This is a genomic window from Paenibacillus sp. B46(2026), from assembly GCF_056786355.1.
The window spans coordinates 6,668,721-6,683,796 of sequence record NZ_CM165907.1 but is presented as its reverse complement, the minus strand read 5'-3'; the positions used below and the strand labels follow the sequence as shown (position 1 = coordinate 6,683,796).

Genomic DNA, 15,076 nt, shown 5'->3' with positions numbered 1-15,076 from the left:
CTAACTGACTAACGAATACGTATGAAAGTTGGAAGCACATGAAATCGACTTTGGATGAATCTCAGCCTATTTTTCATCAGATTGCCACGATGATTATGGATGATATTGTGGATGGCAGATTGAAGGTGGAAGAACAGGTTCCTTCGACCAATGAACTGTCCCGCTTTTACAATATCAATCCGGCTACAGCCCGCAAAGGGCTGCAGGAGCTCGTGGACAAGGGGATTATATACAAACAACGAGGTGTTGGAATGTTTGTTGCGAAGGGAGCAAGAGAAGCCTTGCTCGTTGAACGGAAGCAGGATTTTTATGAAGAATACATCAAGCCTTTACTTGAAGAAGCCAGACGGATTCACATGAATGAAGACATGATCATTGATCTGATTCGCGGCAAGAAGGATAAGGAGAGTGAGTTATGATTCATATGGAGCAAGTCAACTATAGTTATCAAGAGACACCCGTTCTGAAGCAGGTTACGCTACATGAGAGTGAGCCGATCATTAGTGCGATCTGGGGGAGAAATGGAGCGGGTAAAACAACACTGATGAGTTTACTTGCAGGGCATAACCGCCCGGACAGTGGAACCGTCCAGATCATGGGTCAAGACCCCTATAATAATCTGTCTGCTCAAGAGCATCTATGCTACATCCAGGAGAATCATCCCCTGGGGAAAAACTGGACGGTTAATGACATGGTTCAAATGGGGCAATATTTTCATCCGCAGTGGAATCAGGATTTGGCAGAGCGTTTAATTAATTTGTTCGAACTGCCGGCAAAGAAGAAGATCATTAAATTTTCGAAAGGCATGAGGACTGCCGCTCAGATTGTAATGGGTCTCGCTAGTAATGCAAAGGTAACGATTCTGGATGAGCCTACCAATGGACTTGATGCCGAGAAGCGTAAGTTCTTTTACAATGCTCTACTGGAAAGTTACGAAGATAACCCGCGTCTGATCCTGGTATCCAGCCATCATATTGAAGAGATTCAGCCTTTATGCGAGTCCCTTATCGTTTTGCAGGCCGGAGAGGTGTTAATGAATCAGCCGATGGAAGAGATGCGCGAAAAAGGAGTTCTTCTAACAGGGAGAATTGAAGATGTTAATCGTGTTACAGCAGATGTTAAGGTCATCGAGTCTTCTCAGATGGGATCGACTGTGAAAGTGATGATTGATGAGCCCTACTCGAAAATGTGGAAGGACATCGCTCATACACAAGGACTTTCCATTGAGAAGGCGACATTGCAGGATTACTTGGTTAACAGGACCCGTAATCAAGAGGGGGTTAAGCCATGAATTCAATTAAAGGAACCAACCGACTGATCCGTGAGGATATGCGTTTGTATTTGATTATCTTCTCATCCATTGCTCTGATGCTCACTGTCGTATATCTGGCAATTGGTTTCATATTTGATGTCACGTATACCACACAACTATTTGGTCCAATGTACGGCGGTATATGTACGTTTGCGATCGCGGGAATTATTACACAGTTTCCGGTTGCGATCGGTATGGGCAGTACACGAATTCAATTCATGAAATCCTTCTATATGAACTCGATATGGATGGTTGCAGGCACCATGGCCATTTTGCATGTAATCTATTTCATCATACACCTGCTTCAAGGCAAAGGAATTGTTGACGTTACCTTATATCAACCAGGCATGTTGTACTCCAACGAATATCATTTCTTCTCCTACCTGTGGATTGATCTGATGTGTGGCTTTCTCGTACTGGGAATCTCCGCCTTCCCGACGGTCTGCTGGATGCGCTTGGGGATGCGTAACTTTTTCATTATGTTCTTTGGAGTTGGCCTGGGCATTACGCTGATATTTACTTTGGCCGATCTTAGTGAGTTTATGTTGTGGATTGCGGGGATCAATCGCATGACATTGTTCACCGCTTTGGGGGTCATTGGAGGTGCTTTGCTTCTGAGCACGTACCCGATGATGAAGAATGCACCGCTTACAATGAAATCCAGTAAAGACTGATAGAATAATGTTATAAGATGGAATCTATATAAGTTGAACTAATCATTTACACGATAACGGAGAGGACAGAAAAAACCTGAAAAAGCGAAGCTAAAAGCTTTCTGTAAGAAAGCTACTTCGGAAGCATACGCTGCGCCTTTATCACCGGATTTCCCCATGAGAAAGGGGATCGAAAAAATCTGGGGATAACAGCGATTGGAAGGTTGTTCTGTCATCCTTATATAGGCAAGGAATCTAAGCGAAATTCCCTGTAATCAGAGAAACACGAGTGCGAACACGCCTCGTGTTTTTTGTATCATCCTGAATCACTGAATATACCTGTTCAACAATCTTTGTGCGATCCAAAATGAATGTGTATGCGTTAAACCTGAGCTTGTGGCTTGAACCCTTCATCTTTGAGATACTCGCCAGCTTCGCTACGCGTTTCAAAAGCCATATCCAGATTAACACCAGAATACACATACCACATGTCATCTTCATATTTTAAAGTAAGTGTATGTCCATCTTCATCGATCCACGTTCCGCCACCCGTAGAGGTTGTAGCCAATGCAGGAGCAGTTTCTGCTTGTTCTGGCTCTGTGAATTCTACTGCGTTGGGGTTGTGAGACATCGCTTTGATCGTTTCATCTAACAATGTGCGCAGATCTGCTTCGGAGTAATCACGAATATTGACGAATCCTTTAGCATCGGTCTCATAGTTAGGCAGTAGACCTGCATAGATATAACCGTTACCGTTAGGGTGAATATGGAGAGCAACAATCTTTTTCTCATACGCACTTTCTTCGAAGTGGAAGTTAACACGACCGAGAGAAACATCTTTGCGTTGCAGTTGGGGGTATGATTGTAGCACTTCAAGCTTTTGTTCAACGTTAAGCATATGTGCCTCCTGTAATTGTTCAATAGAGGTGATTATAACATGCCCTCCAGTTAATTTCCCGATAAAATACTTCGCCCCAGCTCTTTCAGGTGTTCCATGGCTTGCAGATAAGGATAAGGTCCATAGCTTACACGCGCTACACCGAGTACAGCAAGATGTGCTGGTGAAGGCTCAGGAGATGTAACCATAACGTTGATTGGAAGTGGGGAACGCTCACATAATTCCTGAATCAGTTGTTGATCCTGTAAGCCTGGTACGAACAGACCGCTGGCTCCTGCCTCTGCATAAGATCTGGAACGGATGAGTGCTTCCTCTAGGTGGGAGTGGTTATGGTGTTCTGGTGCATGTTGCAGAAAAATATCTGTACGAGCATTAATGAACAGTGGAATGCCTGCCTGCACCGAAGCCTCCCGGGCGGCGGATAGTCTCAGGCATTGCTCCTCCGTAGCGTACAGTCCCACCTCATCTGGAAGTTGATCTTCCATGTTAATTCCCACAGCACCATGATCGATGACTTGCAGGACATTTTCCTTCACTTCTGACACAAACCTCCCATACCCTCCCTCTATATCGATCGTTACAGGTAAATCCACACTCGCTGTGATCCGTGCCAGATTAGCCAATACCAGATGGAACGGCATCGCTTCACCATCGGGTTCACCGTGGGCAGCGGCTACGGACCAGCTACCTGTTGCAATCGCTGTTGCTCCAACCGATTGCATGGCTTGTGCGCTTCCAGCATCCCACACATTGACCAGAACAAGTGGTTTTTCTTTCAAGTGGTATTGTTGAAACATCACTGCTTTTTCTTCTAGCGTACTCATATATCTTAACTCTCCTTTGTTATATACATGCATTCCTTTGAACACCTATTGCATACTTCATTCCATTATTCAGCTACCCTGTTCTTGTTTCTCGTGAGTCAAAAGCCAGTTTTTACGAGTTAATCCCCCGCCGTATCCGCCCAGTTCACCACTGGCATTGATTACACGGTGACATGGGATCACAATCGCAAGCTGGTTGGCCCCATTTGCTTGTGCCACGGCTCGGCAAGCAGTCGGTTTTCCCAGTGCATTTGCGATATCCTGATATGACCTCGTTTCACCAGCCGGAATGGCCAGCAACTCGTCCCACACACTCTTTTGAAATGGTGTTCCTAAACAGAACAACGGTGTGTCGAATGCTGTCCGAATACCTTGAAAGTACTCATTTAGTTCACGCTCAATGGACTGAATGGGAGCCGTGGTGCCAGGCACAATAGCAGATTTGGTTCGTTTGCGAAGACGCTCAACTTCGCGTTCCAGACCTCTACGGTCCACAAATTCAAGTAAATATAGCGCCTCTTCATCTGCAATGGCCATCATCGGGCCGAGGCGGGTGTCAATCCAGGACGCTTTCAGGATATGTCCTTCATCGACTTGTGTAGGGGCGGCACCCATGATCCGTGAAAAGGCATCGCGGAAGCCGCTGCTTGATTCATATCCAGTAGATAATTGGCTATCAATCACGGTGCGGCCGGAGCGAATATTTTTCAGGGCAAGTCCCATGCGGCGAGCGCGGGCATATTCGACAAAGGTCATGCCGAACCGCTTCTTGAACTGACGGCGAGCAGTGGATTCGTCGATGGAGAGGGCCTTGAAATCCTGTCCTTTCCAGCGTTTCTCGGGCTGTTTCTCGACAGCTTCCACCAATACGCGAACGACATCGGATACTTGGTTAGGGTGAGAGAGCGGGCGGCAACGCTGGCAAGGGCGATAAGAGGCCAGAAGTGCCTGCTGAGCCGTCTCATAGAATTCGCAGTTTTCGAATTTTGGCTTTCGCGCCGGGCATGTGGGACGACAGAACACTCCCGTCGTCTTGACCCCCACATAGAATAAACCTTCGTATTCCGAATCCTTGGCAACCAGAGCCTGGTAGTATTGTTCTTTCTGTTTAGCAGAAATCATGGGCGCACGTCCTTACTTCAATAGATGATCAAACTGTAAACTGATTATAAAAAAACGATGCACATGGCATCGCCGAAAATCAGGCATGAATATTTTTATTTCAGCATGTTTCCTTTTTATGCGTTCGTCCAGTCCAGTTTACCAGAAAGATCCCCAGGAATATGCATAACCCACCGACATAGACGTAATTACGGATCACTTCGTCCAGAAGCAGCCAGCCGGATAATACACCGAAGAATGGAGCGAGAAACAGGAAGGCACTGGTTTTCCCTGGGTCACCCTTACTTAATAGGTAATACCACGTAGCGAACTGCACAATGGAACCAAGCAGAGCTAGATACATGATAACGCTAATGGAGGTGGTGTTGAGAATAAGCCGGGATGATTCCAGCGTTAAACTAAGCAGCAGCAGGAACAAGCCGCCGAATAACATCTGATAAGCCGTTAATACCGAGGTACTGAAGCGTGATCCCCATTTTTTTACCAAGACGGTAGCGATGGCCCAGGACAACGCAGAGCCCATACCAAGCAACGTTCCTTCCGATAACTGCATGTGAAATCCCAGTGTGATGAAGACCCCTGTTATACCAATGAGCACCCCAAACCACTGGTATACCCTGTATTTTAGACCGAGGAACAGGCTCCCGAGAATAACCACCAGCAGTGGATTCGTAAACGTGAGTATGGATGTCTGTCCAGATGGAATCGTCCGCATACTTAGAAAAATGCATGCCATCACGCCTGTCGTCTGGAATAGACCGATGATCAACAGCCGGGTCCAGTCGGGGACCGTTGTGGGGAGATTCTTGTTTCGTAGCCACAGCGCCATGAGCCCTCCAGCGAGCGTAAATCGAATACCTACCAGTAGAATGGGTGAGATATAGGTCAGTCCGATTTTACCAACAGCAAAGGATGAACCCATAAGGGATGTGGCGAGTATAACGAGCATCATAAAAGTCAAACGATTCAACCTGTTGTCCTCCCTTATTCAGCATTTTTTTGATCTTATCAGGTTAACATGCGAACATTTCAGGGTTCATCGAAGTGTCATAACGTATTGGATTTATAATCATTTACATATTATGGAGCTTCGTGAGGGACGATATGGTGTAGTGATTACTAAAGAAGGTGCTGGGTGCAAAGCGTTCTTTTGGATTAATGCATAATGCTTATTACTTTAGATGAACATGGAGGGAGTTCCAATGATGAAATTCAATACCAATAAATCTGCGCTCTGGGTGTCTGCTCTATGTATCTTGCTGCTAACGAGTGCATGTGGAGCCAAGAACAACGCTGAATCCGTTCAGGAGCACGCGTATCCGCAATCGAAGGAGCCCGTTGAGGAAGCCGGGAATAACTCCATTCCCAACGCTGAGGCGAAGAATAACAATAATCAGGAGTATGCAACTACGAATCAGGGAAAATCTTCGGCAAAATCCGAGCCCTTTGCTGATGCAGAAGGACAGATTATGATCGTCATTGATCAAACGGATAAGCCATCTGAGGGCAACAGCTTTGATTTTGCAGTGAAGCAGGTGCCAGAAGGCTACACGCTATCCGAGATGCGGTGGACGTCCAACACGGTGACAATCGTGAACTCGCTACAGGAAGCCATCGAGCATGATGCGAATGGTGAAGAGGGCTTTTACTTCAGCGGGAATGGACAATTCTCCGGATTTATCTATTCGGACGAGATGAAGGGTGAACGCGGCAAAGCAACGTTTGTGTTCACCAATGAAGAGGGGAAAGAACTTACCTCGGATAAAGAAATTACGTTGAAGTAAAAGGGTAGATCACAACGGTGTGGGCGGTATCTCTTGATTGAAATGAAGGATCGGACGTATGCACCCTGCTGAGTCTATGATCTTTATTAAATTGAAAAGCAGCCGTTCGCGGCTTCTTTTTTTACCATGCGCAGTGTCACGCCTATCCTATTACCACGGTGTACCCAGCCCTCGTATCGGAACTGCTCCTACATAAAGTCAAAGAAATAACGGACCACGTGGAACATAACCGGAGAGGTGTAGGTCAGGCTGTCGACCCGGCTAAGGTAGCTTTTTTTGAGTGCGTCGAACTTGTTGTCATCTCCAATTAACAGATCGCGCTTCAGTACAGACACCGTCAGACTGCCGAAGAATCCAGCCAGACTGATCAGCACCCCGATGAACAGCGAGAATTTCCAATCAAAGGGCGTCAGGTAGGGATGGATGAAATAGGACGTTGCTGTCGTTACAATGAATGCACAGGCGAACCCTTCCCAGGTGACAAAAGGATTGGCGGTGGGCACCACTTTTCGTTTGCCCAGATAGAGAGAGACCAGATAATGCACCACATCATTAAGCTGTGTTAACACGACGAGGAATAGCACTAGCTTGGAGCCGTACTCCGGTGTGGCGAACGGGAAATAGGCCAGGTGGCTCAGCCCGAACACCATCAGCATCAGTCCCCATTGTGTGGAGCTGACACTGCGCAGGAAACCGACCGTGCCTTTGTTAATCAGGCGTGGCAGGGGCAGCACCAGGAACACATATAGTGGAATAAACACGATAAACATGCCATACCATCCAATGTAGATCCAATAAAACTGAACCGGAATCGCCAGATACGCCCATAGGAACAGCCTGCGGTCGGCTTTGCGTGTGCTGCGAATCATGGAGAAGTATTCTTTAAGTGAGAAGAATGCAAGCACCATGAGGGAAATCAGCGAAACAATGGGGTTGAAGAGGGTAGCGAGACAGAAGATCACGAACATGCCCCACCAGGTTTTGATTTTTTGGCCGATGCCTGAATAGTCTTTGCTTGGCTGAAGCTTTGCTATAATTTTGTACACGATATGTATCACCAGTAAAGCTGTGAAGATGAGTGTTAGTGTAAATAATGAACTGCTCACGTACCGATCACCTGCTTATTCAAAGTAAGATTCCATTATAGGGCACCTATGTTATTATGAAGGAATAGTGCCAACTTGATAAGGGGAAATTTTGCTATGACAGATGAACGCTCGATCTATATCCTGCTTACGAATACGGGGACCTTGTTTACCAAGGTCATTCAGAGTTACACTAGAGCGCCATATAATCACGCATCGATCTCATTTGACAAGGAATTATCCGAACTGTACAGCTTCGGTCGCAAGCACCCGAGCAATCCGCTGAACGGCGGGTTTGTGAAGGAAGATATTCAGACAGGTACATACAGCAAGTATCCCAACACAACATGTGTGATCTATGAGCTTCAGGTGACGGATCGTGAAGTGGAAAAGATGAAACGCGTGCTGCATATCTTCATCCGCAGCCGTCAGAAATATATGTACAATCTGTTGGGTGTGATCGGCATTACGCTCAAGGAGCCGGTGGAGTTCAGCAATTCCTATTTCTGCTCCCAATTCGTGGCTGAGATCCTACAGCGTTCAGGTATCAAGCTATGGAACAAGCTGCCTGCCCTGGTGACACCGGATGATTTTCGCCAGAGTGAACGATTGCAGCTGGTCTATGAAGGAAAGCTAAGGGAGTATAAGCTTGGAAACGGAGAGAAGGAGTAGGGGAGGAAGGGAATTCAACCCCAAATCCCAACCATGAAACAGTCTGTGCCACGGATTACGAGGCAACAGGCTGTTTATGTGCTTCATATGAACGATGATGATGATCGGCCGAAATCAACTTTCGCCCTTCTTATTGTGCATATTGACGTTTTTCCTTTGCAAAAACTTCTCACAGGTTCGTTAAAATGGGTATCTCATCTTACCCCTTTCGAATTACTCCTTATCGGTAGTTTGCAAAGTGTTATTTCCGTAAAATCTGCCGTCGCGCAACTGATCCACGAATCCTTGGAGCCACACATAATACTGCTCCGCATGTTGAAGTTTGTGCAGATCGCGCAGTGCAGCATCCCGATCTTCGGAAGAAGTATGCTCTGAAAGGATCATAGCCGTCAGATCAGGAATGACCTCGCGAATGCCTTCTAACATGACATCCACTTCCCGTTGGAGCTTGGCCCCAAAGAAATTTTGAAATGTACGATAAAAGTCGGTCTCAGCCAGATACTGATCCTGACGGTCCTTCTTTTCCTCCAGTTTGTAAATCATCTGTGACTCCGTAAGCGAACGAACCGCATAGCTCATGTTGCTCTTGCTCATATTCATCGAGGTCTTCATCTCTTCAAGTGTCATCGGTCGATCTTCAAAATACATGATGCCGTATAATTTGCCAAACGTATGATTAACCCCATACAGATCCATCGTATTGGCGATGGCCTCAATGACTCTCTCCCTCAGCGCATGCCGATCGGGCAACGAAGAATGATTCGGGTTCCCGGCAGTTTCTTTTCCCACAATGTCACCTCTGGTTTATGATAGCGTTCCCACTAGCTGCCTCATATTTTACATGACTTGCTCCAATTTTAACATAACCCGGAATTAGAATTTTCAATACGAGTGTACAATCAATTTTGTACAGAATAAATATAAAGCTGATTATACTCAAAAATTCCCAATCATTAAAGAAAAATTGGACAGTAAGGAGTGGGGGATTTGCGTTTAAAACTATGGAGGGAGTCTGAGGCGGTTCTATTCACGCTGCCAGCTCTAATCCCATTGCTGATCTTCTGGCTGGGACCTCTGGGATATATCGTTTATCTCAGTTTCACCGATTGGGACTTCATGAGCCCGGACAAGTTGTTCGTTGGGTTGGACAATTACAGTTATCTGCTGACGAACTCTGAATTCTATCGGTCACTGAAAGTCACCTTGTTATTCGGACTGGGGAGTGTGATCCCAACCATTGTGGGCGGATTGGCACTTGCGATGCTCATGAATAGCAAAATCAAATCATCGGGCATCTTCCGGACATTACTCTTCTCACCTTGGGTTACACCGACAGTTGCGGTGTCTATTGCGTGGTCCTGGATCTTCGAGCCAGAAGTCGGACTCGCTAATCTTATGCTTGGCTGGGTCGGTGTATCTCCGATCGGCTGGCTGCGTGACGCGGACTGGGCACTGGTTGCAGTTCTGATCGTAACCCTTTGGAAATCAATTGGTTGGGCGATGGTATTCTATCTGGTTGCGTTACGAAATCTACCGTCTGATCTGCTCGAAGCAGCTTCGATCGATGGGGCAAACAGTTGGGATAAGTTCAGAAGTATCACACTGCCGCTGATCTCACCAACGACGTTCTTTCTCTCGATTATTCTTACAATCCAGTCCTTGCAAGCTTATGACCAGATTAACGTCATGACGCAAGGCGGACCGGCGGGATCAACGAGAACGTTGCTGTACATGTATTATCAGTCTGCATTTGAATCCTTTAATGTAGGTGAAGCTTCGTCCATCGCCGTTGTGATTATTCTGATCTGCGTGTTGCTGTCGGGCGTATCCTTCCTGCTTGGCAGACGTCTGGTGCACTACTAATGACAATGACATTGCCCAATAAAAAGTCTAAACGGATGAAGCGCAAGGAGTTGCAGAACGTGTCGCATACGAATTTTAAAATAAGTAAAATGATCCGCTACCTCCTGTTAGCCGTTATCGCGCTGGGTACAGCCTTTCCTTTCTATTGGATGGTCATTAGCGGATTCAAAACCAATGATGAGATCTGGCAGTTCCCGCCGACCTTCTGGCCGGAGACGTTTCTGTGGAGCAATTATGTGGATGCCTGGAATGCGGCACCATTTGCCCGTTACATCCTGAACAGTACCGGGGTAGCCTTAGCCATCTGTCTATTTCAGATCGTCAACTCCAGTATGATGGCGTACGCCCTGACACATATGAAATTCCGTCTCAAAGGTGTACTGACATCCCTGATCCTGGTGGGTTATATGATACCGAGTACAGCCGTGTATCTGCCTAGTTACCTGGTACTTAGTGAGCTTAACCTGCTAGATTCCTACACAGGCTTGATTGTATCCAACTGTGTCAGCGTGTTCTCGATCTTCCTGATCCGGCAGGCGTTCATGCAGGTATCTCATGAATTGGTGGAAGCCGGACAGCTGGACGGTGCATCTCATTTCCGGATTCTCTGGACGATTATCACGCCGCTTGTTCGCTCAAGCTTCGCCGTGATGGTTCTGATTACGTTCATTGAACAATACAACAACTATTTCTGGCCTATGCTCATCACGAAAGACCCTGACCTGCAGCTGGTATCGGCTGGTCTGCGCAGCTTCTTTGTAGAAGGTGGGGCATATGGACTGGCTTGGCCACAGATTATGGCTGCGAGTGCCTTCACCATCGCACCCCTACTTATTCTCTTCCTGTTCACCCAGAAGACCATCATGCAGAGCGTGAATATCACGGCTGGTGTGAACAAGAACTGATATGAATTTTTTTGTAAGACTGCATCTATCCAGATGCACCGTGTCAACACCAACATTTCACCTAAAACGGGAGGAACGACAATGAATTGGAGTCAGGCAAGCATGACATGGAAAAAGAGATTGAGGTTGAACTGGAAGGGTGGCATGTCGCTGGTACTCGCGACCAGCTTTGCTCTACTGACCGCTTGTGGAACACAGGCACCGGCAGAATCAGGCACGACGGCTGCTGCCAGTGGAACCGAAGTTCAGGCGAAAAATCCGGTGGAGATTGAATTCTGGTATGGTCTGGGTGGTAATCTGGGCGATAACATGAAAAAGACGATTGATGCGTTCAACGCCTCACAGAACGAAGTCGTTGTGAAGGGGATTGTACAAGCAGATTACACGGAAACGGAACAGAAGCTGCAAGCAGCAATTGCTTCCAAGAAGGTTCCGGCCGCTGTACTCAGTTCCAATATAGACTGGGCACGCAAAGGCTATTATGCACCGATGGATGAGATGATTGCCGCTGATCCGAATTTTAAGAAAGACGATTTCATTCAGACGTTCCTGAACCAGGGACAAGTGGATGGAAAGCAATACTTTTTACCAATGTACGGAACGACTCAGATCATGTATTACCGCATGGATACGTTCAAGGAGAACGGAATCGATCCAGCGAGTCTGACGACATGGGAGAAGCTGGCTGAAGCAGCGGCGAAGATGAGCAAGAAGGAGAATGGCAAAACAACCTTCTATGGCTGGGAACCGATGTGGGGTAGTGCTAACATGATCGACGCTGTGCTGAGTAAGGGCGGACAGATTCTTAGCGACGATGGCAAAACAGTTATGATTGACTCCCCGGAGTGGATCGAGACATGGGACTTGTTCCGTAAATGGATTAACGAAGACAAGATTATGGGCATTCACTATGGCGGTCAGGGCTGGGAGTACTGGTACAAAACGATTGATGATGTGATGAAAAACAAGGCAGCAGGCTACACCGGATCCAGTGGTGACCAAGGCGACCTGGACTTTAGCGTAGTCGCTGCCATGCAACAGCCAGGCTGGGAAGGCGTTGGTGAAGGAAAACCGGTAGCAAGTGCCGTGATGGCAGGCATTCCGTCAGCAGCAAGTCCAGAGCAACAACAGGCAGCCTACAAGTGGCTTACGTATTTCTCTGAAACTTCGAACACAGCTTCTTGGTCCATGAACACCGGATATATCGCAGTGCGTCAATCGGCTCAACAAGATCCAGAGTTCATGAAATTCAGTGAGGAAAATCCACAGATCACTGTACCACTGCAACAAGCAGCTCACGCTTCGGCTCCATTCCAGGATCCAACGGGTGGCAAAATCAATGATGCATTGAAGGATGCAGCTGATCAGGTGCAGATCAATAATATGCCAGCGGAACAAGCGCTGAAGGAAGCGAAAGAGAAAGCGCAGAAAGAACTGGATCGTATTGTGAAGTAACGATATCGATGAAATGCTTCCGCGAGATTCGGTTGTGAACCTGCTCGGATTGCAAGCAAAAACGTATTACTATAAGAACTCATGCGAAAAGGGCGGTACATGCTGTACCGTCCTTTCCGTTCATACAAGATCGTAGACAAGGAGTTTAACCAATGCAAGAAGAGACATATGTGGACGGATCACCGAATCCGATTGAAGCTGTTTTGTTTGACAAGGACGGCACATTACTTGATTTTACAGGCATGTGGGGATTCTGGACCGATTGTGTGTTGGGTGACTTCAGAGATCAGTTGGCGACCCGAGGACTGCGTATCAACACAGATGAACTTCCGCAGATCTGGGGTACACTCCACGATGAACAGGGCCAGATGAATGGGTATGACGTGCGGGGTCCGCTTGCCATGGGCACGATGGATGAAGTGTATGCCGTGCTGACGTGGCATGGATATCGTGCGGGTCTCAGCTGGGCGGAAGCCAAGGTTGTCGTTCGCGAATGTTTGGCGCAAGCAGAGGAAGAGATGGAGAAGCATCGTCCGGCACGTCCGTTACCGGGCGTTCAAGAATTCCTTGAACAGTGCCGTAGCGAAGGCGTGGTTATGGGTGTAGTGACAGCAGATGATACACCAAGTGCGGTTAAACACTTGCAGTGGATGGGGCTGGAATCCTTCTTTGATGTGGTGATTGGCACAGATCTTGTGGAGCGGGGCAAACCGTTTCCCGATATGCTCCTGCTTGCCTGTGAACGGTTAGGTGTATCTGTACGGAATACGGTGGTCATTGGAGATACGGATGGAGACATGGAGATGGCGCGAACCGCTGGTGCGGGGTATAGGATTGGCATTGGAGAACCAGGAACAATTCGCTTGGCGGATAGAACGATTCAATCGTTCCATGAATTGCTGAATGGTGGGCTCGGCCGATGACAAACAGTCATGCTTACTTGGGCTGGGTCCTACTGGCACTGGCCATCGGGCTGGAGCTTAGCGCTACCATTTTGCTAAAAGTATCGGATGGATTCTCGCGGTTATGGCCTTCGGTAATGATGTTTGTCTGTTATGGCGCAAGCTTTACCTTTCTCAACTTTGCAGTGAAGTATATGCCGCTGGCTGTGGCTTATGCGATATGGTCTGGCGTAGGCATTACACTCATTGGTGTCGTGGGGCATTATTTTTTTGGTGAACGTCTGCGGCTCACGTCGATGGTATGGATCGGTTTTATTCTGATTGGCATTATTGGACTGAAATGGAGTGATTCTTAATGGGAAATGAACATACAACTGAGCAACCTCTTGCTACCTTCCAGGTGATTACGGACACACATGTGCGTGATGAGGCAGACCATATTCATAATCGGCATTTGGAGCAAGCGCTCGCTGATATGGCTACGTTTAGTCAGGGAAGCAGTGGAATTATGCACGTGGGCGATGTGACGGATCGGGGGCTGCCGAGCGAGTACCGTGAGTTGCAACGTATATGGAAGCAACACGCGGAGAACCTGTCAAGCATCCATTACACGGTGGGTAATCATGATATTTCAGCGATTGTGTTTCAAAATCCTCCACTGGTTCTGATTGAAATGGCAGAAGAGGAAGTTGTCGGATTGTTGGAACAAGGGGCAGATATGGTGGCGGCGAAAACGCAAACCGCGGAAGAATCAGCTGCACTGATTGAGCAGTTATCTAATGGTACGTATACCTTGCCTGTTCATCCTGCTCAGGATGGAGAGCATACTACTTCGAGGGCTGACCTCATTACAGTTGCCGAGTTGTGGCATCGTCGGTTGAGTGTTTTTGAAGCCAACACAGGTATGAAGGGCTCTTACCACGATCATTGGATTGACGGGTATCATTATATTTTCCTCGGCACCGAGCAACCTCATCCGAAGGATTGCGACATGTCTGCTGAGCAGCTGGAGTGGCTGGATGCGAAATTGTCTGAACGTGCAGCGCCAGATCATCCCATCTTCCTGTTCTTGCACCAGCCACTTATGGACACGGTAGCTGGTTCGTTGAAGGAACAAGGATGGTATGGTGTGAATCAGGATGCGGAACTTAAAGCGGTTCTGGCCAAATACCCGCAGGCCATCCTCTTCTCGGGCCATACCCATTGGCAACTGGAGGCGCAGCATACGATGTATGATGGTGCAGGCCGTATGCCAACGATGTTCAATGCGTCGTCTGTAGGTTATCTCTGGACGGATCAGGACGAGCATCTGGAGGGCAGTGAAGGACTTCATGTGGAGATCTATAAGGATCGGGTCGTTGTGAAGGGAAGGGACTTCGTTGCGGGCGAATGGATCAAGGGTGCTGAGTTTACGGTTCGTTTTTACTTACCTTCTACTTATTAATATCAATGTTATGAAGAGAATGTATCTGTAGTTGTAATGAACATCTAACCCATAAAGTTCCACGTGAAACGTAGTAGGAGTATATAATACTGGGTAAAGTTGTAAATGGGTGTTCGTACAAACTATACTCAAATAAGTACACATTAACTTTCATGGA

17 protein-coding genes are annotated in these 15,076 nt (G+C 47.3%); 11 read left to right on the top strand and 6 right to left on the bottom strand.

What is annotated here, in order from left to right; translation table 11 throughout:
- The first annotated feature begins 38 nt into the window (after positions 1-38).
- The 3 genes from AC1S8V_RS29640 to AC1S8V_RS29630 are packed head-to-tail and all read left to right on the top strand — an operon-like array spanning position 39 to position 1,986.
- A complete protein-coding gene (locus AC1S8V_RS29640) occupies positions 39-419 on the top strand; it encodes a GntR family transcriptional regulator (protein WP_482071849.1) in 381 nt (126 codons plus the stop codon).
- A complete protein-coding gene (locus AC1S8V_RS29635) occupies positions 416-1,291 on the top strand; it encodes an ATP-binding cassette domain-containing protein (RefSeq protein WP_482071848.1) in 876 nt (291 codons plus the stop codon). The genes AC1S8V_RS29640 and AC1S8V_RS29635 overlap by 4 nt, the downstream gene beginning before the upstream one ends.
- Positions 1,288-1,986, top strand: coding sequence for a hypothetical protein (locus AC1S8V_RS29630; RefSeq protein WP_482071847.1), 699 nt, complete (start codon positions 1,288-1,290; stop codon positions 1,984-1,986). Before AC1S8V_RS29635 ends, AC1S8V_RS29630 begins: the two co-directional genes overlap by 4 nt.
- Before the next feature lie 361 nt (positions 1,987-2,347).
- Here AC1S8V_RS29630 and AC1S8V_RS29625 read toward each other — a convergent pair whose 3' ends face one another.
- The 4 genes from AC1S8V_RS29625 to AC1S8V_RS29610 form a co-directional block, all read right to left on the bottom strand.
- On the bottom strand, positions 2,348-2,863 hold the full coding sequence (locus tag AC1S8V_RS29625; protein ID WP_482071846.1) for a hypothetical protein: 516 nt from the start codon (positions 2,861-2,863) through the stop codon (positions 2,348-2,350).
- A gap of 50 nt (positions 2,864-2,913) precedes the next feature.
- Positions 2,914-3,687 carry an isocitrate lyase/PEP mutase family protein gene (locus tag AC1S8V_RS29620; RefSeq protein WP_482071845.1) on the bottom strand — a complete coding sequence of 258 codons (774 nt, stop codon included), beginning with the start codon at positions 3,685-3,687 and terminating at the stop codon, positions 2,914-2,916.
- A gap of 69 nt (positions 3,688-3,756) precedes the next feature.
- Entirely contained in the window at positions 3,757-4,809 is a 1,053-nt protein-coding gene (locus AC1S8V_RS29615; RefSeq protein ID WP_482071844.1) for a bifunctional transcriptional activator/DNA repair enzyme AdaA, read from the bottom strand.
- A gap of 100 nt (positions 4,810-4,909) precedes the next feature.
- Positions 4,910-5,779 carry a DMT family transporter gene (locus tag AC1S8V_RS29610; protein ID WP_482071843.1) on the bottom strand — a complete coding sequence of 290 codons (870 nt, stop codon included), beginning with the start codon at positions 5,777-5,779 and terminating at the stop codon, positions 4,910-4,912.
- Positions 5,780-6,011: 232 nt separating this feature from the next.
- On the opposite strand from AC1S8V_RS29610, the gene AC1S8V_RS29605 reads away from it, so the two are divergent.
- Complete coding sequence (locus AC1S8V_RS29605) at positions 6,012-6,593, top strand: hypothetical protein (protein ID WP_482071842.1); 582 nt, start codon at positions 6,012-6,014, stop codon at positions 6,591-6,593.
- Positions 6,594-6,781: 188 nt separating this feature from the next.
- Here the strand turns inward: AC1S8V_RS29605 and AC1S8V_RS29600 are convergent, their stop codons facing one another.
- A complete protein-coding gene (locus AC1S8V_RS29600; protein WP_482071841.1) occupies positions 6,782-7,699 on the bottom strand; it encodes a phosphatidate cytidylyltransferase in 918 nt (305 codons plus the stop codon).
- A gap of 96 nt (positions 7,700-7,795) precedes the next feature.
- On the opposite strand from AC1S8V_RS29600, the gene AC1S8V_RS29595 reads away from it, so the two are divergent.
- The gene (locus AC1S8V_RS29595; protein WP_482071840.1) at positions 7,796-8,350 is read left to right on the top strand and encodes a hypothetical protein; all 555 of its coding nucleotides are present in this window, start codon (positions 7,796-7,798) and stop codon (positions 8,348-8,350) included.
- Between the two features lie 213 nt (positions 8,351-8,563).
- Here the strand turns inward: AC1S8V_RS29595 and AC1S8V_RS29590 are convergent, their stop codons facing one another.
- A complete protein-coding gene (locus AC1S8V_RS29590; RefSeq protein ID WP_482071839.1) occupies positions 8,564-9,139 on the bottom strand; it encodes a GbsR/MarR family transcriptional regulator in 576 nt (191 codons plus the stop codon).
- Positions 9,140-9,337: 198 nt separating this feature from the next.
- Here AC1S8V_RS29590 and AC1S8V_RS29585 point away from each other — a divergent pair, with 198 nt between their 5' ends.
- The 6 genes from AC1S8V_RS29585 to AC1S8V_RS29560 all read left to right on the top strand — a co-directional run bounded on the left by AC1S8V_RS29585 (position 9,338) and on the right by AC1S8V_RS29560 (position 14,919).
- Positions 9,338-10,213 (top strand): carbohydrate ABC transporter permease, encoded by an 876-nt coding sequence (locus tag AC1S8V_RS29585; RefSeq protein ID WP_482071838.1) that lies wholly within the window; start codon positions 9,338-9,340, stop codon positions 10,211-10,213.
- Positions 10,214-10,302: 89 nt separating this feature from the next.
- On the top strand, positions 10,303-11,118 hold the full coding sequence (locus AC1S8V_RS29580) for a carbohydrate ABC transporter permease (RefSeq protein ID WP_248278243.1): 816 nt from the start codon (positions 10,303-10,305) through the stop codon (positions 11,116-11,118).
- 81 nt (positions 11,119-11,199) lie between these two features.
- Positions 11,200-12,573, top strand: coding sequence for an ABC transporter substrate-binding protein (locus AC1S8V_RS29575; RefSeq protein WP_482071837.1), 1,374 nt, complete (start codon positions 11,200-11,202; stop codon positions 12,571-12,573).
- A gap of 152 nt (positions 12,574-12,725) precedes the next feature.
- Complete coding sequence (locus AC1S8V_RS29570) at positions 12,726-13,496, top strand: HAD family hydrolase (protein WP_482071836.1); 771 nt, start codon at positions 12,726-12,728, stop codon at positions 13,494-13,496.
- Complete coding sequence (locus tag AC1S8V_RS29565; RefSeq protein ID WP_419890462.1) at positions 13,493-13,831, top strand: DMT family transporter; 339 nt, start codon at positions 13,493-13,495, stop codon at positions 13,829-13,831. The genes AC1S8V_RS29570 and AC1S8V_RS29565 overlap by 4 nt, the downstream gene beginning before the upstream one ends.
- Positions 13,831-14,919 carry a metallophosphoesterase family protein gene (locus tag AC1S8V_RS29560; RefSeq protein ID WP_482071835.1) on the top strand — a complete coding sequence of 363 codons (1,089 nt, stop codon included), beginning with the start codon at positions 13,831-13,833 and terminating at the stop codon, positions 14,917-14,919. Before AC1S8V_RS29565 ends, AC1S8V_RS29560 begins: the two co-directional genes overlap by 1 nt.
- Positions 14,920-15,076: the final 157 nt, after the last annotated feature.